General features: G+C 61.6%; 22 protein-coding genes. 11 read left to right on the top strand and 11 right to left on the bottom strand.

Going from position 1 to position 21,816, the window contains the following annotated elements:
- Positions 1 to 86: 86 nt before the first annotated feature.
- Together LAN64_04945 and LAN64_04940 are read left to right on the top strand one after the other, a co-directional pair.
- The gene (locus LAN64_04945; GenBank protein ID MBZ5567183.1) at positions 87 to 2,333 is read left to right on the top strand and encodes an alpha/beta fold hydrolase; all 2,247 of its coding nucleotides are present in this window, start codon (positions 87 to 89) and stop codon (positions 2,331 to 2,333) included.
- Positions 2,330 to 3,199: an MBL fold metallo-hydrolase gene (locus tag LAN64_04940; protein MBZ5567182.1), complete on the top strand. Its 870-nt coding sequence runs from the start codon at positions 2,330 to 2,332 to the stop codon at positions 3,197 to 3,199. The genes LAN64_04945 and LAN64_04940 overlap by 4 nt, the downstream gene beginning before the upstream one ends.
- An 85-nt stretch (positions 3,200 to 3,284) precedes the next feature.
- Here LAN64_04940 and LAN64_04935 read toward each other — a convergent pair whose 3' ends face one another.
- The 5 genes from LAN64_04935 to LAN64_04915 form a co-directional block, all read right to left on the bottom strand.
- Entirely contained in the window at positions 3,285 to 4,016 is a 732-nt protein-coding gene (locus tag LAN64_04935; GenBank protein ID MBZ5567181.1) for a response regulator transcription factor, read from the bottom strand.
- Between the two features lie 362 nt (positions 4,017 to 4,378).
- The gene (locus LAN64_04930; protein MBZ5567180.1) at positions 4,379 to 5,032 is read right to left on the bottom strand and encodes a YceH family protein; all 654 of its coding nucleotides are present in this window, start codon (positions 5,030 to 5,032) and stop codon (positions 4,379 to 4,381) included.
- A 55-nt stretch (positions 5,033 to 5,087) separates the two neighbouring features.
- Positions 5,088 to 5,519: a hypothetical protein gene (locus LAN64_04925; protein ID MBZ5567179.1), complete on the bottom strand. Its 432-nt coding sequence runs from the start codon at positions 5,517 to 5,519 to the stop codon at positions 5,088 to 5,090.
- A gap of 105 nt (positions 5,520 to 5,624) precedes the next feature.
- Positions 5,625 to 6,035 carry a hypothetical protein gene (locus LAN64_04920; GenBank protein MBZ5567178.1) on the bottom strand — a complete coding sequence of 137 codons (411 nt, stop codon included), beginning with the start codon at positions 6,033 to 6,035 and terminating at the stop codon, positions 5,625 to 5,627.
- 203 nt (positions 6,036 to 6,238) lie between these two features.
- Positions 6,239 to 6,532, bottom strand: coding sequence for an HU family DNA-binding protein (locus LAN64_04915; protein ID MBZ5567177.1), 294 nt, complete (start codon positions 6,530 to 6,532; stop codon positions 6,239 to 6,241).
- 377 nt (positions 6,533 to 6,909) lie between these two features.
- Here LAN64_04915 and LAN64_04910 point away from each other — a divergent pair, with 377 nt between their 5' ends.
- The 3 genes from LAN64_04910 (at position 6,910) to LAN64_04900 (ending at position 9,820) form a co-directional block, all read left to right on the top strand.
- Positions 6,910 to 7,557 carry a hypothetical protein gene (locus LAN64_04910; GenBank protein MBZ5567176.1) on the top strand — a complete coding sequence of 216 codons (648 nt, stop codon included), beginning with the start codon at positions 6,910 to 6,912 and terminating at the stop codon, positions 7,555 to 7,557.
- Between the two features lie 524 nt (positions 7,558 to 8,081).
- Entirely contained in the window at positions 8,082 to 8,726 is a 645-nt protein-coding gene (locus tag LAN64_04905; GenBank protein ID MBZ5567175.1) for a DUF4433 domain-containing protein, read from the top strand.
- Positions 8,726 to 9,820, top strand: a complete 1,095-nt coding sequence (locus LAN64_04900) for a macro domain-containing protein (protein ID MBZ5567174.1) — start codon at positions 8,726 to 8,728, stop codon at positions 9,818 to 9,820. Before LAN64_04905 ends, LAN64_04900 begins: the two co-directional genes overlap by 1 nt.
- Positions 9,821 to 9,850: 30 nt before the next feature.
- On the opposite strand, the gene mnmE is transcribed toward LAN64_04900, so the two are convergent.
- The 6 genes from mnmE to rpmH all read right to left on the bottom strand — a co-directional run bounded on the left by mnmE (position 9,851) and on the right by rpmH (position 14,957).
- On the bottom strand, positions 9,851 to 11,257 hold the full coding sequence (mnmE, locus tag LAN64_04895) for a tRNA uridine-5-carboxymethylaminomethyl(34) synthesis GTPase MnmE (GenBank protein MBZ5567173.1): 1,407 nt from the start codon (positions 11,255 to 11,257) through the stop codon (positions 9,851 to 9,853).
- Positions 11,258 to 11,391: 134 nt separating this feature from the next.
- Positions 11,392 to 11,934 (bottom strand): single-stranded DNA-binding protein, encoded by a 543-nt coding sequence (locus tag LAN64_04890; protein MBZ5567172.1) that lies wholly within the window; start codon positions 11,932 to 11,934, stop codon positions 11,392 to 11,394.
- 86 nt (positions 11,935 to 12,020) lie between these two features.
- Entirely contained in the window at positions 12,021 to 13,901 is a 1,881-nt protein-coding gene (yidC, locus tag LAN64_04885) for a membrane protein insertase YidC (protein MBZ5567171.1), read from the bottom strand.
- Positions 13,902 to 13,916: 15 nt separating this feature from the next.
- Entirely contained in the window at positions 13,917 to 14,189 is a 273-nt protein-coding gene (yidD, locus tag LAN64_04880; protein MBZ5567170.1) for a membrane protein insertion efficiency factor YidD, read from the bottom strand.
- A 62-nt stretch (positions 14,190 to 14,251) separates the two neighbouring features.
- Entirely contained in the window at positions 14,252 to 14,620 is a 369-nt protein-coding gene (gene rnpA / locus LAN64_04875; protein MBZ5567169.1) for a ribonuclease P protein component, read from the bottom strand.
- A gap of 181 nt (positions 14,621 to 14,801) precedes the next feature.
- The gene (rpmH, locus tag LAN64_04870; protein MBZ5567168.1) at positions 14,802 to 14,957 is read right to left on the bottom strand and encodes a 50S ribosomal protein L34; all 156 of its coding nucleotides are present in this window, start codon (positions 14,955 to 14,957) and stop codon (positions 14,802 to 14,804) included.
- Positions 14,958 to 15,479: 522 nt separating this feature from the next.
- On the opposite strand from rpmH, the gene dnaA reads away from it, so the two are divergent.
- From dnaA to LAN64_04840, 6 genes are all read left to right on the top strand, one after another.
- The gene (gene dnaA, locus LAN64_04865; protein MBZ5567167.1) at positions 15,480 to 16,901 is read left to right on the top strand and encodes a chromosomal replication initiator protein DnaA; all 1,422 of its coding nucleotides are present in this window, start codon (positions 15,480 to 15,482) and stop codon (positions 16,899 to 16,901) included.
- A gap of 545 nt (positions 16,902 to 17,446) precedes the next feature.
- Positions 17,447 to 18,568 (top strand): DNA polymerase III subunit beta, encoded by a 1,122-nt coding sequence (gene dnaN, locus LAN64_04860; protein MBZ5567166.1) that lies wholly within the window; start codon positions 17,447 to 17,449, stop codon positions 18,566 to 18,568.
- A 151-nt stretch (positions 18,569 to 18,719) separates the two neighbouring features.
- Positions 18,720 to 19,268 (top strand): hypothetical protein, encoded by a 549-nt coding sequence (locus LAN64_04855; protein MBZ5567165.1) that lies wholly within the window; start codon positions 18,720 to 18,722, stop codon positions 19,266 to 19,268.
- A 12-nt stretch (positions 19,269 to 19,280) separates the two neighbouring features.
- A complete protein-coding gene (gene mscL / locus LAN64_04850; GenBank protein MBZ5567164.1) occupies positions 19,281 to 19,706 on the top strand; it encodes a large conductance mechanosensitive channel protein MscL in 426 nt (141 codons plus the stop codon).
- Positions 19,707 to 19,806: 100 nt separating this feature from the next.
- Positions 19,807 to 20,874 carry a biotin--[acetyl-CoA-carboxylase] ligase gene (locus LAN64_04845; GenBank protein ID MBZ5567163.1) on the top strand — a complete coding sequence of 356 codons (1,068 nt, stop codon included), beginning with the start codon at positions 19,807 to 19,809 and terminating at the stop codon, positions 20,872 to 20,874.
- A gap of 76 nt (positions 20,875 to 20,950) precedes the next feature.
- Positions 20,951 to 21,778, top strand: a complete 828-nt coding sequence (locus LAN64_04840) for a type III pantothenate kinase (GenBank protein MBZ5567162.1) — start codon at positions 20,951 to 20,953, stop codon at positions 21,776 to 21,778.
- Positions 21,779 to 21,816: the final 38 nt, after the last annotated feature.

Genomic DNA, 21,816 nt, shown 5'->3' with positions numbered 1-21,816 from the left:
TGCCACTTTTCGCAACGAGGCGCGCGTGGCAAGGCACGTGTTGTAGAATTTTTCGCTTTGTCATCACCAAGCCAAGAGGAGCCCTAATGCTTCGTTTGCTCGCGATACTTCTGCTCTGCGTGCCAGTTTCCGCACAACAGTTGGCTGCGTCCGCCGGGCCGGGGAAACTGACGATTGAGTCCATCTTTGCCGAAGGCGGCATCACCGGCCGCGGGCCGGAAACGATCAAGTGGAGTCCGGACAACACGAAGATATCGTTCGTGCAGCGCGACGATTCCGGCGAGCACGGGCAGCTCTGGTACATTGACGTGGCCAGCGGCCACAAGGCGGTGCTGGTGGCGGAAAGCAAGCTGCAATCGCTGTTTCCACCCGACAGCCGCATGACGGCCGAGCAGCGCGAGCGGGCGCAGCGCTACTCGGTCGCCGCCTACCAATGGGCGCCCGATTCCAAGCACCTGCTGTTCGACAGCCGCGGCCAGCTTTGGTACTACTCGCTCGACACCGGCACCGCGGTGCAGCTCACCGCCGCCCCCGATGCCAGCACCGACCCCAAATTTTCGCCCGACGGCAAACACATTGCCTATGTCCGCAAGCACGACTTGTGGGTGCGTCCGGTAAGCGAAGGCGAGGAAAAACAGGTCACGCGCGACGGCAACGAAAACCTGCTGAACGGCGAAGTGGATTGGGTGTACGAGGAAGAGCTCGGCGTACGGAGCAATTATTTCTGGTCTCCCGACAGCAAGCACTTCGTTTTTCTGCAGATGAATGAGAAGCAGTTGCCGACCTATCCGCTGGTTGACTGGATGCCGACGCACCCCAAGGTCAACGAACTGAAGTACCCCAAAGCCGGCGATCCTAATCCGGAGGTGCGCGTCGGCGTGGTTGCGGCGGATGGCGGCAAGGTGCGCTGGATTAGCGTCGGCGACCCAAATGACAAGGACGTGTACAAGCCGCGGTTTGGGTGGCTGCGCAACGGCGCGGTGTACGTGACGGTCATCAACCGGCTGCACACCAGGATGGACCTCTATTTCGCCGACGCCTTCGGCGGGCGCTCGCGCCTGGTGCTCAGCGAGAGCGAGCCCAACGCGTACCTGGACGACGAGCGCTTCCACATCACGTGGCTGAAGTCGGGCGACCGCTTTCTGTGGCCGAGCTGGCGAGACGGTCACATGCACCTTTATCTCTACAGTTTCGACAAATACAACCCGCTGGCGGCGGACGCCAAGCTGGAACAACAGCTCACCAAGGGCGAGTTTGAGGTCAGCGGCGTCCAAGGGGTGGATGAGGCTGCCGGCACGGTGTACCTCACCGCCAACGCCGGGGACCCGCGGCAGGAGCAGGTCTACGCGGTGAAGCTGGGCGGCGGCGAGATGCAGAAGATCACGCAGACGCCCGGCGTGCACAACGCCAACTTTGCCGGCAACGGGCAATTCTTCATTGATAGCTATTCGGCGCTGTTGTCGCCGCCGCGGCTGGCGCTGTGCAAGGTTGCGGGGACGTGCAGCACGTTTTGGGAAGCGCGAGCGGTTTCAGACTACAACCTGATCGCGCCGCGCGCGCTGGAACTGAAGGCCGCCGACGGCCAGACCACGCTCTACGCTTACTTGTTGCTTCCTCCGGGCGCCGAGCAAGCCGGGGCAGCGAAGATTCCGGTGATCCTGAATCCTTACGGCGGACCCGGCGGGCAGGTAGTCCGCGACTCCTGGGGCGGCGTCACTTTCCTGTTTCACAACATCCTGGCACGACACGGTTTTGCCATCCTCCAGGTGGATAATCGCGGCATGGCCAATCGCGGGCGCGCCTTCGCCACGCCCATCCTGCATCATTTAGGCCAGGTCGAGTTGCAGGACCAACTGGCCGCCCTTGACCAGGTACTGAAGCAGTTTCCGGCACTCGACGCCAACCGCGTCGGTTGGTGGGGCTGGAGTTACGGCGGCTACATGACGCTTTATGCCATGACGCACAGCGACCGAGTAAAGGCGGGCGTGTCGGTGGCGCCGGTGACGGACTGGCGCGACTACGATTCCATCTACACCGAGCGCTACATGGGGCTGCCCAAGGACAATGCAACAGGCTACGCCGACAGTTCGCCGGTCAACGCCGCGCAAGCTCTCCATGGCAAGCTGCTGGAGGTGCACGGCACCAGCGATGACAATGTCCACTTGCAGAACACCATGCAGATGATGCGCTCCCTGATCAACGCGGGCAAGCAGTTCGACCTCCAACTCTATCCGGGCAAGACGCATGGCATCAGCGGTAAGGCCGACCGCACTCACCTCTTTCACCGCATCCAACAACAGTTCGAGCAGTACCTGATGGGACCTCAACCATGAACACGCGCTACACGCTAAAGAATTTCGAACTCTCGGTCTTCACCGACGGGACGTACTTGGCCGACGGCGGCGCTATGTTCGGCGTGGTGCCGAAGGTGATGTGGGAGAAGAAGGCTCGCGCCGACGAGTTCAACCGGATTGTGCTCGCCTGCAATTCGCTGCTGATCCGCGACGACAAGCACACCGTGCTGGTGGACACCGGCATCGGGCCGAAGCTGTCGGAAAAACGCCGCAACATCTACCAGTACACGCCGCAGCTTCCCGACAACCTGCGTGCCGGGGGCGTGGATCCGGCCGAGATTGACGTGGTCATCAACACCCACCTGCACTTCGACCATTGTGGCTGGAACACCTATATCGAGAACGGCCAGGTGAAACCAACCTTTCCCAACGCGCGCTATTACGTGCAGGCGGGCGAGGTGGAGCACGGTCGCCAGCAGCTCGAGCGCGACCGTGTGAGCTACATCACGGAAAACTATGACCCGCTGATCGCCGGCGGGCAGATGACCCCGCTGCGCGGCGATAGCGAGATCGTGCCCGGGATTTCGGTCAGGATTTACCCCGGGCACACGCGCCATATGCAAGCGGTGCTGGTGCGCAGCGGCGGCAAGACGGCGTGCTACATCTCCGACCTGATTCCCATGCTTTCACACCTCGACGTGGTCTGGGGAATGGGCTATGACCTGTTCCCGCTGGAGGTGATTGAGAATCGGAAGAGGTTTTACGCCGAGGCGCTGCGGGACGACTGGCTGGTGGCGTTCACGCACGAACCGCATACGTCCCTGGTATTCCTGGACGAAAATGACAAGGGCAAGGTGATCGCGCACCCGGTTGGCGAGGTCGCGTCGGCGGCTTCACAACGGTAAAGAAGGGCCAAGTGATCCGTGGGCAGGTGGCCTGTTGAAGGAAATTCCTCCGCTTCGACTTCGCTTCAGAACAGGCTCGGGTGGCTCAAGCCACAGCGACGGACGATGCCGCCGATAGGGCAAACGTCGACTCTTGTGTGCCGCCCTCGGGACGCATGGCATACAGGATCAGCTCGGCGCGGCTGGACACTCCCAGCTTGTCAAAAATGCGAAAAATGTAGTTCTTGACAGTGTGCTCGCTGAGCGACAAGCGGGCCGCGATCTCCCGGTTCGTCATGCCCTCGGAGACGCACCGGACCACGTCTAACTCGCGCTTGGAAAGCAAGGGGCGGCCTTTGCTGTCCACGATAGTTTGGGGCACCCATCGGCGCGAGAAGGCATCGAGCACGAAGCCCAACTGGGCGCTATCGGCCCAAATCTGGCCCGCGTGCACGGCGTACACACAGTTGCGCAGGACATCGGGGCTGTCGTCACGGCAGACCACACCACGAGCACCCGCCCGAAAAGCCTCGACCACTAATTCGGGGGTTGAACAGTCGAGAAGAAAAACCGGTTTCACCCCGGGGTAGCGAGCCAGTCCCTGCCGCAGCAGAGCAAAGCCACGCCGCGCACTGCCGTCGGCGCTCACACCGACAACCGCGACATGGGGGTTGAGGTCGGAGGGCAGCGCCGCGGAGTCGTCAGCAGCCGTGAGCACTCCCACGACTTCAAGGCGATCATCCCGGCGCAATGCCTCCAGGATTAGCTGACTGCCCATCGTTGTAGTGTCGGCTACCAACACACGAACGGCAGCCCCATTGGTACCTTGGCTGGACATGGAGACAGTTATCCCCCGTAGTAGGAAATTGTGTTTTGACAGCTTCCGGATGGGCGCCGTTTCCCGACATTACCGCAGCCTTCAGGAAACGGCTCTTACATCAAACGTCCCCCCCACTCCATCCCCACTCTTAATCCCAATGGCGGCATCATGGGGTTCCAGCTTTCGCACCGTCAAGCGCCAAAAGACGCCAATTGCGCCGCTCAGTCCGTAGCGATGGAGAAATCCTTACTCTTGCGGAAACCGATGCCTCTGGTGCAGAACGCATCGCCGCGAGTCGGAGCGTGCCGCCCGTCACCCCATGCGGCGGGACTTACAGCGTACCGCGCGGCGGTTGAAAATCCGCGAGCGCGGCATGGGTGCTACTCAAACTGTTTGCGAAAATCCGCGAGCTGCTGCTCCAGATCCACGACCTTCTGGTGAAGCCCCGCGACCTCCGCTTCCAAACGCGCCATGCGCTCCCCGTCGGCTGAGCTTGGCGATGCCGCATCGCCGGCGGGCGCTGGTTCGGCGCCTTCGAAATCGCCCGAGAACAGGTGGCCATAGCGCGCTTCCTTTGTACCCGGCTGCCGGCGAAGCATTTTGACCAGTGGGGGCTCGCGCTGCATGAGGCGTTGCAGGGTGGACTGCACATCGGCGAGTTCCTCAAAACGGTACATGCGCTCCGTACGGCCACGCAGTTCCCCGGGCGTCTGCGGCCCGCGCAGGAACAACACGCAGAGAATCGCTATCGCCCGGCGATCGAAGTTGAACACTTCCTGGAGCCGGTGCTCGTATTTGGTCACGCGGGAATCCGCCGTGCTAACCGGTCCAGCTAATCTCTTGGTGCCCAACGAGTCCAACGCTGACCTTACGTCGTTCTCCTCCAGATCCATCACCGGATCGCGGCTGGATTTCTGGTTGCAGGCATTGATCAGCGCGTTGAGTGACAGAGGATAGTAGTCTGGGGTGGTAATCTCTTTTTCCACCAACGCCCCCAGCACTCTGGTTTCAATGTCGTTCAGAAGTATGTCCATAGCGTTGACGCTGCCAGAATGATGCGCGGCCATTCCGGAGCCGAACTGGAACTGGTCACGGCTGCTTCGGTGGTGTAGTGGCAGCCGGCGGCGTGGTTGTGGGCTGCGCCATCGGACGCCGCATGCCGCGAGCACCGCTTCCCGGGCCCGGTGGCATGTTGCGCATGGCCGGCTCCATGGCGCGCTGGACGTGCATCAGCAGCCTCTCCCACAATGCAACGTTCTCCTCCGCGATCCGTTTACTGTCAGCGTCCTTAATCTTGGCGACGTCGGCCCTCATTTTGGCCAGCAGGGTACCCATCTGGATCAAGTTCTGCTGCAGCTCGCGTAGCCGCTCCTGCTGGGGAGCCGGCATGGGCTGCGCGGTAGGGGCGCCGGCGCCGGGCTGCGGCATCCCGCCTGGAAAGGGCGCCTGGGGCGGCGTGGATTGGGCGTGGAGGGTAACGGCAGAAAGGACAACGGCAAAGACAAGACTTCTGGCGAACATCCGTGGCTCCTTAGCGGTTTCGAGGCGATAGACCGCAATCCATTTTCGATGGTTGACGATCGATTTGCAAATTCTGAGCCCGCGGTTCGAGCGCGACGCGACGGATCATTGGCCTGGCTCCGACATGGCGCCATGGCAGACGCTGCACTGTCGCCGACCCTTGATGGCGTTGAGCCGAGCTTCGGCGGAGGCGGCGGTGGGGCTGGCACTGCTGGCGAGGCGCTGTTCGTAACGGGCAACGTGCAGTTGCCATTTCTGGATCTCCGTCTGCAGCGCCTGGCGGGTGATCGGGTCGGAAATCGCGGGCACGAGGGACTGCACGCGCTCGATGCTGGCGTGCATGTCCGCGAGATCGTCGCGGTCAGCCTGCAGTTGGACGGTGGTGGAGAAGCGGAAGCTGCCCGGGCGTCCGCCGGCGAGTTCCTGCGGCATGGGCGGCCACTGCGAAGTCACGCGGGCAGGAAACAAGAGAATGATGAGCAGAATCAGAAGAGCGAGAGCAGCCTTGGCCTTCATGGCGTCACCTCGGCTGAGTACGAAGGCATTGTAGGCCGATGGCACAAGGGCGGCGCGGTTGTGTTCGGCAGAGTTGAGCGCCAGTTTCAGGACGGGAATGGCGTTGCGAGCTGTGCGCGGCCGGACCCAGTTGCTTCCGTTTGCGAATAAGGGGAAAAGGCCGGCGCGGGGCCGGCCTTCGTTTCCCGAGCAGAAAGACGGAACTATTTCTTGGGGGCGATCGCGTCTTTGGCGGCCTTGGCGACGCGGAACTTGACCACCGTCTTGGCAGCGATCTTGATGGGTTCGCCGGTCTGGGGGTTGCGGCCCATGCGCGCCTTGCGATTGGATTTCACCAGGCGGCCGAGGCCCGGGATGATGAATAGGCCGTTCTTCTTGGTTTCTCTCACGGCGGTGTCTGCCAGGGTTTCCAGGAAGGCGACCGCGGTCTTGTTATTGGTGTCCACCTTCTCGGCCAAGTGACGGACGAGTTGAGTCTTGGTCATGCCAGAAGCCATGCATCCTCCTTAAGAACTTGAGTCCGAATAGCCAACATGGTACAACAGCGTCCGCGGGATTGAGAAGCGTTCCAGCCTGATTTTACGCGGGTTTTCGGTACTAACCTGTGGAAAACCAGCCAAAAACGGGCGCTTTGAGCGTCGCGGGTTCAAACCCGAGCGTTTTAGTAGGTCTTTGGGTCAGCCACAGAGGGCACAGAGGAAGACAAAGGCGAATGCGCCTTCGCCTAATTGTCGAATCGTGCTGGACCAGGCGCAATCGGCAATGGTCCTGGTTCCGCCCCTCCGTGTCCTCTGTGGTTAAGTCCCGACGAGTGGATGCGATAATACGAGTTTGCCCGCGGATTGGCGAAATCACCGGAGAGACGGACACTGAGTTGAGCTGCGCCATCTGTCATGAACGCAAGGAGAAGCGCTTCTGCCCGGCGGTACACGACCGCATCTGCCCCATCTGCTGCGGCACCGAGCGCGAGGTGACGCTGGATTGCCCCAGCGACTGCCCCTACCTGCAGCAGGCGCGCAAGCACGAGAACGCGGCACACCTGGAGGAGCTGGACCGCGAGGCGCTGATGCCGCAGGTGGAGGTGCCGGAGACGTTCGTGTATGAGCGCGAATCGTTGCTTGCCGGAATCAGCTTCGCCATCGCGCAGGCGGCGCGGCGCGACCGCGGCGTGTACGACCGCGACGTCATCCGGGCGCTCACCGCCATGGCCAAGACCTACGAGACGCAGGTAGGCTCCGGGCTGATCTACGAGCAGCCGATGCAAAACCCGTTGCAGCACGCCGTCGCTTCCGAAATTTCCAAGATGTTGCAGGAGTTTCGCAAGACCGAAGAGCAGAACCGCGGCTACTCGACGCTGAAGGACAGCGAGGTGCTGAAAGCGCTGGTGTTCTCGCTGCGGCTGGCGTTGGGAAAGACGTCGGGAAGGCCGAAATCGAAGGCATTCCTGGATTTCCTGTTCGCCAATTTCCCCGACAAGCCGGTAGTGGGCGCGGCGGAGGGGAGCAGGATTATTGTGCCGTAGAAGTTAGGAAGTAAATAAAGGCGTGTCGCAGGGTCGGAATTGCAGCAGTCTCCCCTCCGCCGCTACGCGGTCATGCCTGGCGGGTGTTGGTTCGGAAAGACCCACCCAGAATCCTAGAAAGCCACCCTCTTCGTACCGCTTATTTTTACCTATAAGTAATATATTTTAAGTGTGCTCTTTATGGTAACATACTTTTCATATGATACTTGACCTAACATATCCGAAGTCTGAGACTATGCGGTATGGCCAGGGTCATGTTGCCGGGATACCGTTGCGAGCGCTGCGAGCACGAATGGCTCCCGCGGTCAAATAATGAGCAGCCGAAAGTGTGCCCGAAATGCAAGAACCCCTACTGGGACAGGCCACGAAAATTGAAGCGATCGATCGCAATTCGGGAATCTGGGGCCGGAGTGAGGAAGCGGCCCGCACAGGTCCGATAAGAGAGGGCATGTGCAGGAGTGCACGAGGATAACGCAGTTTAGGCGAGATAATATGAATTGTTCCGTATGGATGCGAAAAACAAAATGGCTGCGCCATTACCGACGATGGTGTACCACATCACTCATGTCGATAATCTCAGCGCAATTCTCGACGAGGGGGCATTGCGCTGCTGCGGTGATCTTCTGCGAGAAGGAACCGATTACGTGAATATTGCGCATCAGAACATTCAGGATCGCCGCGGCAGGACGCAGGTGCCGTGCGGGCCTAGGGGAACGCTCCATGATTACGTCCCATTCTACTTTGCCCCTCTCTCGCCCATGCTCTGCGCGATTCATCACGGCCGGGTCGAGGGCTATGCGGGAGGGCAGTCCGACGTCATCTACCTCGTTTCCAATGCTCAATTGGTGGCCCGAAGGGACAGCAAATTTGTCTTCACGAACGGCCACGGCACAATGGCGTTAACAGATTTCTTCGACGATCTGGACAAGTTGGACGAAGTCGATTGGGAGGTAATGCGCCTGCAATACTGGAATGACACGCCAAAGGACCCCGACCGCAAACGACGCCGGAATGCTGAGTTCCTTGTGCATGGAAGTTTCCCCTGGACGCTCGTGTCTGATGTCGTTGTTATGACCAACGCGATCAAAGCAAGGATTGAAGCCTTGCTCGACGGCAAGGCAATTGACCACAGGCCTGACATCACTGTTTGTCGAGGGTGGTATTACTGATGCTGCGTATAACGACTGGTAATTTGCTTGAAGCGAACGTCGAAGCTCTGGTGAACACTGTAAACTGCGTTGGCGTGATGGGCAAGGGCATCGCACTACAGTTCAGGCAGGCGTTTCCTGACAACTACCGCCAGTATCAGAAGGCATGCGAGCGAGGAGTTGTAGAGCCAGGAAAGATGTTCGTGGTAGAAACCGGAAAGTTCGTTGGTCCGAAGTACATCATCAATTTTCCCACAAAGCGTCACTGGCGAGGCGTTTCGCGCCTGAGCGACATTCGAGGGGGGCTTAGCGCACTGGCTGAGGTGATCCAGACGCTGCAAATTCGGTCGATAGCTATACCGCCCTTGGGGTGCGGCAGCGGAGGTCTGGACTGGAAGGAGGTCTCCCACCTCATCCAAAGGCAGCTGTCGGGGCTTGCAGCTGTTGACATCTTGCTCTTTGCTCCCCACGGTGCACCTGCAGCGGAACAAATGCTGGTTGCCACGGTCAAACCCAAAATGACGCGCGGGAGAGCACTGTTGCTGGCCCTACTCGACCGGTACGGTTCGGTCGGGTATAGACACACAATGCTCGAGGTGCAGAAGCTAGCGTATTTCCTACAAGCAGCAGGTGAACGCCTGCGGCTAAGATTCACGAAGTACTTTCTGGGACCCTATGCCGAGAATCTTCATCATGTACTCCAAAACATTGAAGGACACTACGTCAGAGGTTATGGGGACCGCAGCAGTCATGCTGAGATTGCTTTATTGCCGGGCGCTCGGAAGGCTGCGTTTGAGTTCCTGCAAAACGATCAAGAGGCCCTTGAGCGAATCGACAGGGTTAGCCATTTGATCGAGGGTTTTGAGACGCCGTATGGTCTGGAGTTGTTGGCTACCATTCACTGGATCGTGAATGAAGACCCGAAGGCGGCTGGGGATTTTGCAGCCGTGGTTCGCGGTTTTACGGGTTGGAATCGTCGGAAACACGAGATCTTCCGCGAGGAACACATACGGAAGGGCTGGCTTCGGTTGCGTGACCAAGGTTGGTTTTCAGGGCTGGACTCTGATCCCGCCCCGGCAGAAGACGATGAAATCGCCCGCCAGCGACCAGCATGAGAACCCGCGAGGATGGGACTGGATGCATCTTCATTTTCCGATGCAAAACGTGGAGAAGATCAGGTTGAGGATGTCGTCGGTGGTGGTGGCGCCGGTGATTTCGTCGAGCTGGCGGAGGGCGCCGTAGAGGTCGAGCAGGAGCATTTCGTGCGGGGTGTTGCTCTCGACCGCGTGGGTGGCGGCGGCAAGAGCGGTGAGCGAGTCCTCGACCAGCTTCTGCTGGCGGAGGTTGGTGAGGAACGCGGTCTCCTGCTGGGGGGCGCGGCCGGCGATCTCCATTATTTTCTCCCGCAGCTCGGCGATTCCTTGTCCGGTCAAAGCGGAGGTCTCGATCACCTCTTCAGAAACAACCTCTCCTGGTGGCAGTGTCTTCGTCATTACACCGTGCGCCTCGTCGTGCAGATCAGCCTTGTTCAGCACCAGGACTCGCGGCCGGCCCTTAGTGCGTTCCTCCAGTTCGAAATCGCTGTCGCCCAAGGTGAGCAAATCGAAAACAACCAAAACAACATCCGCGTCGGCGAGGGCCTCCAGCGATTTACGGATGCCGATGGATTCAGCCTCGTCGAGTGCCTGGCGAATGCCGGCGGTGTCCACCAGGTGCACGGGAATCCCGCCGATGGCGACGGTTTCGGTGACCAGATCGCGCGTGGTACCGGGCGCGGCAGTGACGATGGCGCGCTCGCGTTCCACCAACCGGTTGAACAGCGACGACTTGCCGACGTTGGGGCGGCCGACGATGGCAAGGGTCAGGCCTTCGCGCACCAGTTTGCCGTAAGCGAAGGAGCGGCAAAGCTCGCGCAGCGGCGTGGCGACGGCGTCAATGCGCACCAGGATCTGCGGGCCGGGAAGAACGGAGACGTCGTCCTCGGCGAAATCCACGCCCGCTTCCAGGGTGGCGATCAGCTCAACCAATTCTTGCTTGATAGGCGCCAGGCGGTGCGAGAGCGCGCCCCCGAGCTGCTGCGCGGCAACGCGGGCCTGGTAGAGAGTTTGCGAGTCAATCAGGTCGCGAACGGCTTCCGCCTGCGTGAGGTCCAGCCGGCCATTGAGAAAGGCGCGCATGGTGAATTCGCCGGGTTCGGCGAGGCGCGCGCCGCGGGTGAGCGCGAGCTCGACCATATGTCGTAATACGACAGGAGAGCCGTGGGCCGAGATTTCGACGATGTCGTCGGCGGTGTAGGAGTGCGGCTTCTGGAAGAACGTGACCACGACCTCGTCTATCTTGGTCCCGGGCTCAGGACAGCCGGGGACGGCTGCCCCCCCGTATTGCGGCTCGACCAACTCGCCGAAGAGGGCGCGATTGGGCTCCAGCTCGGACTTCAGGCGCAGCATGGGCGCGGCGATGGCGCGCGCGTCGGGTCCGGCTAGGCGAACCACGCCAAGGCCGCCGCGTCCGGGTGGAGTAGAAATGGCGACGATCGTGTCGTCTAAATTCACAGTTTCAGTTTCAAGTTTCAGTCTCAAGTTTGCAAGGGAGTTGCTGGTCGCGGGGACGAGGGCCCCCGCGCCACATCGGGGGTTGGGGCTAGTCGAGTGCGGCCAGACGCTGATCGTGAAACTCGAACTGAAACTTACCGGCGGCGGCTGAAGCGGGGAGCACTGGCGGGACGGGCCTTGTAGTCCTTGGGATAGAGGACGACGTGGCGGCCGCCGGCTTCCCCCGCGCTCTCGGTGCGCAGGTCGGCGTGATCGCGCAGCGCCAGGTGAATGATGCGGCGCTCGCGCGAGGTCATGGGACCGAATTCGTACGGCGCACCGGACTTGCGCACACGATCGGCGGCAACGTCGGCGGCGAGGCGCAGTTCCTGGATGCGCATGGCGCGGAAGCCCCGGCAATCGAAGCTGACGTGGTCGTGCTCCTCGCGGCCGAGGCGCAGTATCTCGATGGCGAGGTGCTCGAGCGAGCGCAGCAGTTCGCCGCCGCGATCCAGCAGCAGCTCGCTGTCGGGGCCGGAGAGTTCGACCAGGATGTCAGGACGCTCCCAGTCGCGTTCCTCGGGCAGCGGCGGGTCGACCGTGATGCGGTACTTGAGCTTGAAGCCGCCCTTGAGGATGGTGGCGCGGAGGAAGGCCTCAACTTTCTTGGCCGAGGCGACTTTGTCCGCGAGCGGCATGGAGAATGTTGTACCAGAAAGTCGGGTTGCGCGGTAAGTGGTAGTCGGTAGTCCGGAGTGTGGTTTGCCGGGCTACGGACTACCGGCTACGTCTTCGTTGGCGCCAGGCCCTTCTTGCGAGCACGCTTTTCGGCTTCGGCGCGCATTTCCTGTCCGAACTTGGTGTTGTTCATCCAGAACTGCTGGATGATCGAGACCAGGTTGCCCATCACCCAGTAGAGGCACAATCCCGACGACAGGTTCCACGAGATGATGCCGAGCATCACCGGCATCATGAGGGTCATGACCTTCTGCTGCGCCGGATCCATGCCCGCCTGCGGGGTCATCTTCTGCACGGCCAGCGTGGTGATGATGATCAGGATCGGCAGGATGTGGACCGGATCGGGCGAGGAAAGGTCATGCAGCCAAAACCAGTGCGCGTGCCGCAGTTCGATAGCGCTGCCCAGCATGGAGTAGAACGCCACCAGGAACGGAAACTGGATGAGCATCGGGATACAGCCGCCCATGGGGCTGGCGCCCTCGCGTTTGAACAGGGCGGCGATTTCCTGGTTCTGTTGCTGCGAGAACTCCATCTTGGCGGCGCGGTCACCCGGCTTAAGATTTTTCGTCTTTTGGCTGTAGCGGTTCTTGATGGCATTGATCTGCGGCTGGAGCTTCTGCATCTTCAGCGCCGACTTCATGCTGGTGAGCCGCAGCGGGAAGACCACGATGTTGATGATGACGGTCAGGACGATGATCGACCATCCCCAGTTGCCGACCAAGTGTTTGAAGGTCCAGCGCAGCCAGAGGAATAGCGGTTTGGCGATGAAGCCAAGATAGGTGCCGAAGTCCACCATGCCTTCCAGGTTGGAGGCCGCCTGCCCCGGAAGCGCGGGGGCCTTGACCGACTGCAGCACGTCCAGGTTTTTCGGCCCGGCGAAAAGACGCTCGGAGGTGAGGCCGCTGACATTGCCGACCGCCGCGCCCACCACCTCTTGCTTGATCTTCTCGCCCTCGGGCTTGGCAGGGTCCTTGGGAACTTCGATGGCGTTGCGCAGCGTGACCAGCACTGCGGTCTTGGGATCGTCGGGCATGAACACGGCGCCGAAATACTGATCGGCAGCGCCGGCCCAGGCGAAGGGGCCGTTGATGGTGGCGCCGCTGCTGATCTTCTTGATGGGCTCGCGGACGACCTTCTCGCCGCCGTGCCAACTGGTCTCGCCGTTGTAAAGATCAACGGTGGCGCTGGCGTACGAGGCGGGCGTGGTCTGATCGCCGAAGCCGGCCGGCCACGCGGGATAGGCGCGCACCGGCTGGCCATTCTGCGTGACCGAGGTTTCGACCTTGACCACGTAGGAGTGGTCGAAGCGGAAGCGCTTGCGCACGGTGGTGTCGGCGTCGGAGTACTCGAAAGCGATCGTCGCGGGAGCTTTGATCGGACTGCCACGCGTCAGCTCCTGACCCCTATTAGTTCCTTGCAGTATTTCCAACTGAAACACGCTGCCCACATAGAGCGCCGAGCTTAGCTTCTTGCGCAGCGCTTCGTCATAGGTCCAGAGCGAGAGCGGATAGCCGGACTGCTGCGCGGCAACCTGGTGGACAAGCTCGAGCGGATGTCCCTGATCGTCGTCGTACTTTTTCAGGATCCAAGACTTGACCTGCGCGCCGCGGTTGGTGAAGACGATCTTGTAGAGATCGTTTTCGATCACCGTCTCCCGCTCAGCGGTGGCCTGCTTGGCGGCTGCGGCCTTGGCGCCGGGTTGCGCCTTGACGGGCGCAGCGGGCACAGCCGGAGCTTGCGCCGGAGCGACCGGCTGGGTGGCGGCCGGTTGAGCCTTCTGCTCCTTCCGTTCCTGGGCCGGCGGCTTGAAGTACTTCATCAGCAGCGGCTGCGAAATGAGCAGGACGGCGAAGGTGAGGATGAAGACGAGCAGCAGCCGGCGTTCCATGCCGGGTTCTTGCTGCGGGTTTTGCGTGCTTCCGTTCATTTCAGGCTTCAGGCTCTAGGCTCCAGGCGTCAGGCCGGAAGCTACTTCGTGTCGTTTAACGGCGGGTTCGGCATGCGTGTGTGGCACCGGGTCGTAGCCGCCGCGAGAAAAAGGATGGCAGCGCAGCAGGCGCCAAGCCGCGCGCACCGCGCCTTGCCACGGGCCGTGAATTTCGAGCGCTTCGGCGGCGTATTCCGAGCAGGTTGGCACATAGCGGCAGGCCGGCGGCAGCAGCGGCGAGACAAGCCGCTGGTAGAGCCGAATTATCAACAGCAGTGCAGGCTTCATGTCGGTAGTGCCGAGTACCTAAGTGCCGAGTACCTAGTACCGAGCGCCTTTCCAAAATCATCTCAGGCGCGGCGCGATTCCTTTTCCGCCAGTACGCGGAAGGCGTCCGCGACCTCGTCCCTCAGAACCATGAATTGCGACGATAGCACCGACTTTTTCGGGTTAATCACCACGTCCACCGGGAGCGCCAGCGACGCGAGGTTGTCGCGCACCGCTTGGCGCAGACGGCGCTTGATGCGGTTGCGCTGGACCGCGCCGCCGAGTACGCGCCCCACGGTCAAACCCACGCGCGGCCCGCTCGCTTCATTGTCCTGGCGACGCAGGTAGAACACCGTCATGTGGGCGGCAAAGTGGCGGCGTCCCTGCTTGTACACGCGTTGAAAGTCCGCGTGGCGCAGTAGCTTCGAGGTCCTGAAAAAGCGCCGCGCGATCTTCGCACGCGGATCGTCCGAACCTGGATCCGAGACCCGTGCCCCATCTCGTCCCGAACGTTGCTCATCCGCCGGAGCGCACGAGCTCCGCGGTTCGAGCCACGGCGTCTCAACGCGCGATACGGAGGAATTGGGCAGAGCTTTCACCACGGTCAGGACCAGCAGGAGCCCGGCGCTACCCCTACTCGCGGAATCCGGGCTTCACCGAAACACGCTTACGGCCCTTGGCCCGGCGTCGCGCGAGCACCGCTTGTCCGCTCTTGGTTTTCATCCGGCTACGAAATCCGTGCGTCTTCGAGCGGCGACGCCGGTTGGGCTGGAACGTACGCTTCGGCATGAACTCTGGCTGCTCCTCGGTCGAGAAAAATCTCCCTGGGCAAACCGCAAGTATATCCGACGACGGTGGCCGGTGGCTAGGAGTGTGAGTTGCGGGTTATGAGTTGCGAGTGAAATCGGCGGAAACCAAATCCGCGCACTTGTGGTCACTCGCAACTCGCAACTCGATTGCACCACGCTTGCGTCGTTACCGACTGTGTACTTGACATGTCGTGCGGAATGCGCGAAGTTCTCGGTGCCCACTTCGAAGCGTTCAGAACAATTCCTCCAGGGAAGAAAAGTTTCGTGCTAGTATGCGACGCAGCTTGCGAGAGAGAAAAAGGGTCTTGCGATAGCTCCGCACCAGGTTCATCACTCCCGAATTGACCGGCTGCACCGGCCTGCCCTGCGGCAAGGGCGTCGCGGCGGCGTGCAGTCAGCGTAGCGGGAGCGTGAAGGAAGTTCCGCCGCCTGTGAAAAGGCTCGACCCAAGGATTACGCCGGATTGCTTGCCCCCGCGTCCGGCGCGAGATTGGAATGGCCCATGTCCGTGTCGTCTGTCACCTCTACTGTGAATCCCTGGATGCGAATCCTGGAGGCGCTTGAGAAAAAGATCAATCGCCATTCCTACGACACGTGGCTGAAGCCAACCCGTTTCAGCCACTCCGACGACCACACCTTGTTCGTGCTGGTGCCTAACCCTGAGTTCGGGCAGATGGCGGAGCGTTACGCCGACCTGATCCTGGAGGCGATCGACGCTCTCGGCCTGGAGTTCCAAGATGTTGAGTTCGTCACCGGGACGCCGCAACCGCCGGCGCCGGCGGCGTCGCCGGCTGCCAACACGCCGGTGCGACACAATGGCGGCTTCTCCGCGACATCCTCTGCTGCCGCAGCTCCGGCCGCCGCGGCGGCGAAGCTGCAGCAGCAGCGCTTTGACTGGGACAGCGCCGCGCAACTGAACTCGCGCTATACCTTCGAGGGCTTCGTCTGCGGCGCCGGTAACCAGTTCGCGCACGCCGCGGCCCTGGCGGTCGCGGAATCGCCGTCGAAGGCCTACAACCCGCTGTTCCTTTACGGCGGCGTCGGTATGGGCAAGACGCATCTGATGCAGGCCATCGGGCACGAGGTGAAGAAGCGGCTGCCACAGATGTCCATCTGCTACTTGTCGAGCGAGCGCTTCACCAACGAGATGATCAACTCGCTGCGCTACGACAAGATGACCAGCTTCCGCGACAAGTTCCGCAACGTGGACGTGCTGCTGATCGACGACATCCAGTTCCTGGCGCAGAAGGAGCGGACGCAAGAGGAGTTCTTCCACACTTTCAACGCGCTGCACGAGTCCATGCGGCAGATCGTGATCGCCAGCGACCGCCCGCCGAAGGAGCTGGCGGAGATCGAAGACCGGCTGCGCTCACGCTTCGAGTGGGGCCTGATCGCCGACATCCAGCCCCCGGACCTGGAAACCAAGGTCGCCATCCTACAGAAAAAGGCGGAATCGGAGCGGGTGCAGTTGCCGACCGACGTGGCGCTATTCATCGCGTCGAATATCCGCTCGAACGTGCGCGAGCTGGAAGGTGCGCTGATCCGGCTGATCGCGCACTCATCGCTGATCGGGCAGGAGATCACTCTGCCTTACGCTCAGCAGGTGCTGAAGAATTTTATCGATTCGCAGCAGCGCAAGATCACGATCGATTCCATTCAGAAGGCGGTGGCGGAGCAGTTTGGGCTGCGGTTGGCGGAGATCAAGGCAAAGAACAATTCGCGCGCGATCGTGTACCCGCGGCAGATCGCCATGTATCTCTCCAAGCACATGACGGACTCGTCGCTGCCGGAAATCGGGCGGCAGTTTGGCGGCAAGCACCACACCACCGTGCTGCACTCGATCGACAAGATCGAGACCGTCCGCAAGAGCGACAAAGATCTGAGCCGGATGTTGAATAAGCTGACGGAGATGCTGGGCGGATGACGGGTGGACAGGTGCGATCGATGCACGGCGGGGAGCCGTGCTTTTTTTTGGCGTACACGAGGAATAGCGACATTGCACAATGACTCGGTGCCACGCGCGATGTGCTTGGGGAAAAGCCGGTTTTAGGTGAGTGCGACCCATGGCTGCTCGGGACCGGTTTTCCTCACCAGGATGATGCGTTCCGCAGCCGGGTCTGTGGATGAAGTGTGGATAGCGTGCAAGACGGGGAGTGATTTCAACGGAGGGCCAAGATATGGTGTGTCAAGCACAATCGAATGCCCTTATGAACAGGCTCCCGAAATCGGCCAAGTGGCAGGGCCAAAGTGAGTTGGACGGGTCTTCCACATTTCCGAGCTGAACGGCTTCTACTGCTGTTTTATTGAATTTTCTTTTGATATAAGTAAGTCCATAGGATTCATGCACACAGCACCCGAGAGCGCTCCCAGCCGTGCGGTTTCGGGCAGATCGCCAGCGGGAGGGGCACAGCCGTGACGGAAACAACCGCGACACGCGTTTCGGAAGTCCCCGAAGTTAAGGGGGGCGCAATGGAAATCACGGTCAACAAGACGGATTTGCTAAGAGAACTTACGGCGACACAGGGCGTGGTGGAGCGCAAGACCACAATTCCCATCCTGTCGAACTTCCTGTTTGAAGCCGTGGGCGACCGGCTGTCGATCACCGCGACGGACCTGGACCTGAGCTTGCGCACCGGCTGTCCGGCCAAGGTCAAGAAGGAGGGCGCGTGCACCATCCCGGCGCGGCGCCTGTTCGACTACGTCAAGCTGCTGCCTGACGGGGAAATTACCGTCAAACTGCTGGAGAACCACTGGATCAACTTGCGCCTCGGCCGGTCGAACACGAAGATGGTTGGCATGGCGCGGTCGAATTTCCCGGGGCTGCCAGCGTTTCCGGCCGCCACCACGTACAAGCTGCCGTCGCCGGTATTGCACCGCATGATCGCGAAAACCATCTTCGCCATCTCCAATGAGGAATCCCGCTACACACTGAATGGCGCGCTGCTGGTGCTGAAGCCGGAATCCATGACCATGGTGGCGACAGATGGACACCGCTTGGCCCACATCGAGAACAATACCGCGCGCTTCCAGGGGCTTTCGGGCGAGTTGCGCATTCTGGTGCCGAAGAAGGCGATGGGCGAGCTGAATTCGCTGCTCAACGATTACGACGGCGAGTTCGTGGAGTTTGCCAAGGACGAGTCCACGCTGTTCTTCCGCCTCGGCGACCGGCTGCTGACCTCGCGTCAGCTTACCGGCCAATTTCCCAACTACGAAGCGGTGCTGCCACGCGACAACAACAAGATCGTCAGCGCGCCGACGGAGGCGATCTCGGCGGCCATCCAGCGCGTGGCGCAGTTTGCCGACGAGCGCAGCGGTGCCATCCGGCTGCGCCTGGACAAGGGCGAGATCAAGGTTTCCTCATCCTCCAGCGATGCCGGCGAGTCGGAAGACTCGATCGAGACCTCGTACCAGGGCGAGGCGCTCACCGTCGGCTTCAACAGCCAGTACCTACTGGATTTCTTCAAGGCAGCGGGTTCGGGCGAGGTACGGCTGGAATTCAAGGACCCGCAGTCGGCCGGCCAGTTGCGGCCCGATGAACCACCGGACAGCGACTTCAAATACCGCTATATCGTGATGCCGATGAGGATCTGAACTGCGCCACATGCCGAGAACCCAAAATGGGGCGAGCCAATCGCCCCATTTAACTTTTTCCCCGCCGCCGCGGCTGGCATGAGGCATTATGATCTTGGATTCGCGATGGCGATCCGCCCTTTCTATCCGGGCGGACGCAGGAGCCGCAATCATGCCTAGGTTATTGCTGGTTGTCATTGTCTTGCTGCCGGCATGGCTTGGCGCCGCCGCGCAGGGCCTCTCGCCGAAAGCGGGCGCCGTTTCCGAGGGCCTCTACACCAACCTCTACTTCGGAATGAACTACAAGCTGCCGGCGGACTGGACGGTCTCGTTCGTAGCCATGGATGGGCAGTGTGAGCGCGAGTGCATGCTGCTGGACGCGCGCGCCCCGGGCGAGAAATCGCGGCGCGCCATCACCATCACCGCCGAACGATCGGGAGCGGTGAGGGGGCCGGAGCAGGTGGCGCTGGCCGGCGTAAGCCTAGAGCAAATGGGGGCAAAGAAAATTGCGCCCGCCAAGGAAATCACCGTCGCCGGGCGCAAGTCCTATCGCGCCGATTACAGCTCCAGAGTGCTCAGCGGAGAGGTGTACTACACCATTGTCGTGCTGCCGGCGAAGCAATACACGGTGGTGTTCTCGTTCAGCTCCGAATCGCGCAAGCATCTGGACACCATGGTGGATGAGATGGGGAAGGCAATCAGCTTCGTCGCTGGAAGCTGAGGGAGGCGGGCGATGAAGGGCTTCAAGCAATTCCTGCTCCGCGGCAATGTAGTCGACTTGGCCGTGGCGGTGGTGGTGGGCGCAGCTTTCGGCGCCGTGGTGACCGCATTCGTCAAAGACCTGGTGACGCCGCTGATTGCCGCCATCGTCGGCAAGCCGGATTTCTCCGCGTTCTACTTCGACGTAAACGGCAGCCGATTTCTCTACGGTGATTTTATCAACGCCGCGCTTGCCTTCCTGCTGATCTCCGCGGCGGTGTACTTTTTCGTCGTACTGCCCATCAACACGCTCATCCAGCGCTACCGCAAGGCGCCGGCGCCCGCCGATCCGACCACCAAGAAATGCCCCGAGTGCCTGAGCGAGATCCCGATCGCGGCCCGCCGGTGCGCCTTCTGCACGTCGGTGGTCGCGGAAAGCGGCGCGGGAGCCGGCAAGTAGCCGGCGCTGCACGTGGCCACGGAATTCTTTGCCATACGATTCGCTGGTCGCGCATAATCTGCACATACCACGTAAGAGCACAACTCGGCAGGCGCGCCAGATGCGGGCTGCGGGGAAGCCGCGCGCACAGCCGGGCCTGACCGACGCGCGTCTGGGACGGATCGTACGGCTGCTGTCAGACCACGCCATGGTGGTGGTAAGCGGGACCAAGTTGGCGCAAGAGATCGCGGCCAGCCGGTCCGAAGTGTGGCGACTGGTGCAGCGCTTGCGGCGGCTCGGGGTGCGCATTGCCGGACGCCCGGCGACCGGATATCAGATCGAAAGCGTGCCCGACCTGCTGCTACCGGAATTTTTGCGGCCGGCGCTGAAAGGCACGATTTTCGGCGAGCACATTCACCATTATTTTCGGATCGGCTCGACCAACGCGGCAGCCATGCAGGCCGCCGCCGATGGCGCGCCCAACCACTTCACCACGCGAAAAACGCGCGCCGCGGAGAACCCGGCGCCCGAGGGCAGCGTGTATGTCGCCGAGGAGCAGACGGCGGGGCGCGGGCGCGGCGGTCACGGATGGCACTCGGCCCGCTCGGCGGGGATTTACTGCTCGGTGATTCTGCGCCCGAGGGTGGCGCCGGCCGATGTGCTGACACTGTCGCTGGCTACGGGATTGGCGGTGCGCGAGGCGGTTTCCGAAGTCACCGGCATGGCTGCCGACCTGCGCTGGCCGAACGATCTGCTGCTGGGCGGGAAAAAATTCTGCGGCATCTTGATCGAGATGCACGCCGAGGCGACGCGGGTGCGGCACGCGGTGGTGGGCGTGGGAATGAACGTCAACCAGGAGTCATTTCCGCCCAGCCTCGCGGCGCTGGCGACGTCGCTGCGCATGGAAGACCCCAGCCGGCGCTGCTGGTCGCGGGTGGAGCTGGCAGCGGCTTTGCTAAAATCGCTCGACCGCGAATACAGCCGGCTGGACGATCCCGCTGCGCGCGAGGAAGTGAAGCGTCGGTTTGAGCAACATTCGTCTTCGGCGAGGGGGCGTCGCGTCCGCGTTGAGGAAGACGGCGGGTACGAGGGCGTCACCGAAGGACTGGACGAGCGCGGATTTCTGCGGGTGAGGACCGATCTCGGCCTGCGGACCGTGATGTCGGGTGGAGTGAGAGAAAAAGACTAACCACAAATCGCCTCGGATGAACACGGATCGGAGTGAAGCGGCAGCCTGTGTAGTGCGGCGCCTGGAGCCTGCAGCCTTGCTTTTAGTTTTGGATGTCGGCAACACCAACACGGTGCTGGGGGTGTTCGAGGCCGCGGCGGGCTTCGAGCGCGACAGCGAACCGCCGCGCCTGGTGTCGCACTGGCGCGTCGCAACCATCAAGACGCAGACCGTGGACGAGTACGGCGTGCTGTTCCGCAACCTGTTCGCCATGGCGAAGCTGGAGGTGGAGCAGGTGAAGGGGATCGTGATCTCGTCGGTGGTGCCGCCGATGGACACGACCCTGCGCGAAGTCTGCGAGAGATATTTTCACAGCAAGCCACTGTTCATCGAGCCGGGTGTGAAGACCGGCATGCCGGTGCAGTACGACAACCCGGCGGAGGTCGGCGCCGACCGGGTAGTCAACGGGGTGGCGGCGTTTCAGAAATTCGGCGGGCCATGCATCGTGGTGGATTTCGGAACAGCGACCACGTTCGACGCCATCTCCGAAAAGGGCGAGTACCTGGGCGGTGTGATCGCGCCCGGGATTGGGATTTCCGCCGACGCACTGTTCGAGCACACGGCGCGGCTGCCGCGGGTGGACATTCGCAAGCCGGCGCGGATCATCGGGACGAATACCGTGGGAAGCCTGCAGTCGGGGCTGTTCTACGGGTATCTCGGCCTGGTGGACGGCATCCTGGAACGGCTGATTACGGAGCTCGGCGAGAAGACGAAGGTGGTCGCCACCGGCGGGCTGGGCAGCATGATCGGGGCGCATTCGCGCTTTATCACCGAGGTGGACGATCTGCTGACGCTCGACGGCCTGCGCATCATCTGGGAACGCAACCAGGCGATAGCGTCCGCCAAACGAAAAACTGCAAAATGACGCCGTTCGCCATTGGCCATTAGCCTTTGGCCGACGCG

Source organism: Terriglobia bacterium, assembly GCA_020073185.1.
GTDB lineage: Bacteria > Acidobacteriota > Terriglobia > Terriglobales > Acidobacteriaceae > JAIQGF01.
This window is presented reverse-complemented; position numbering and strand designations above follow the sequence as displayed.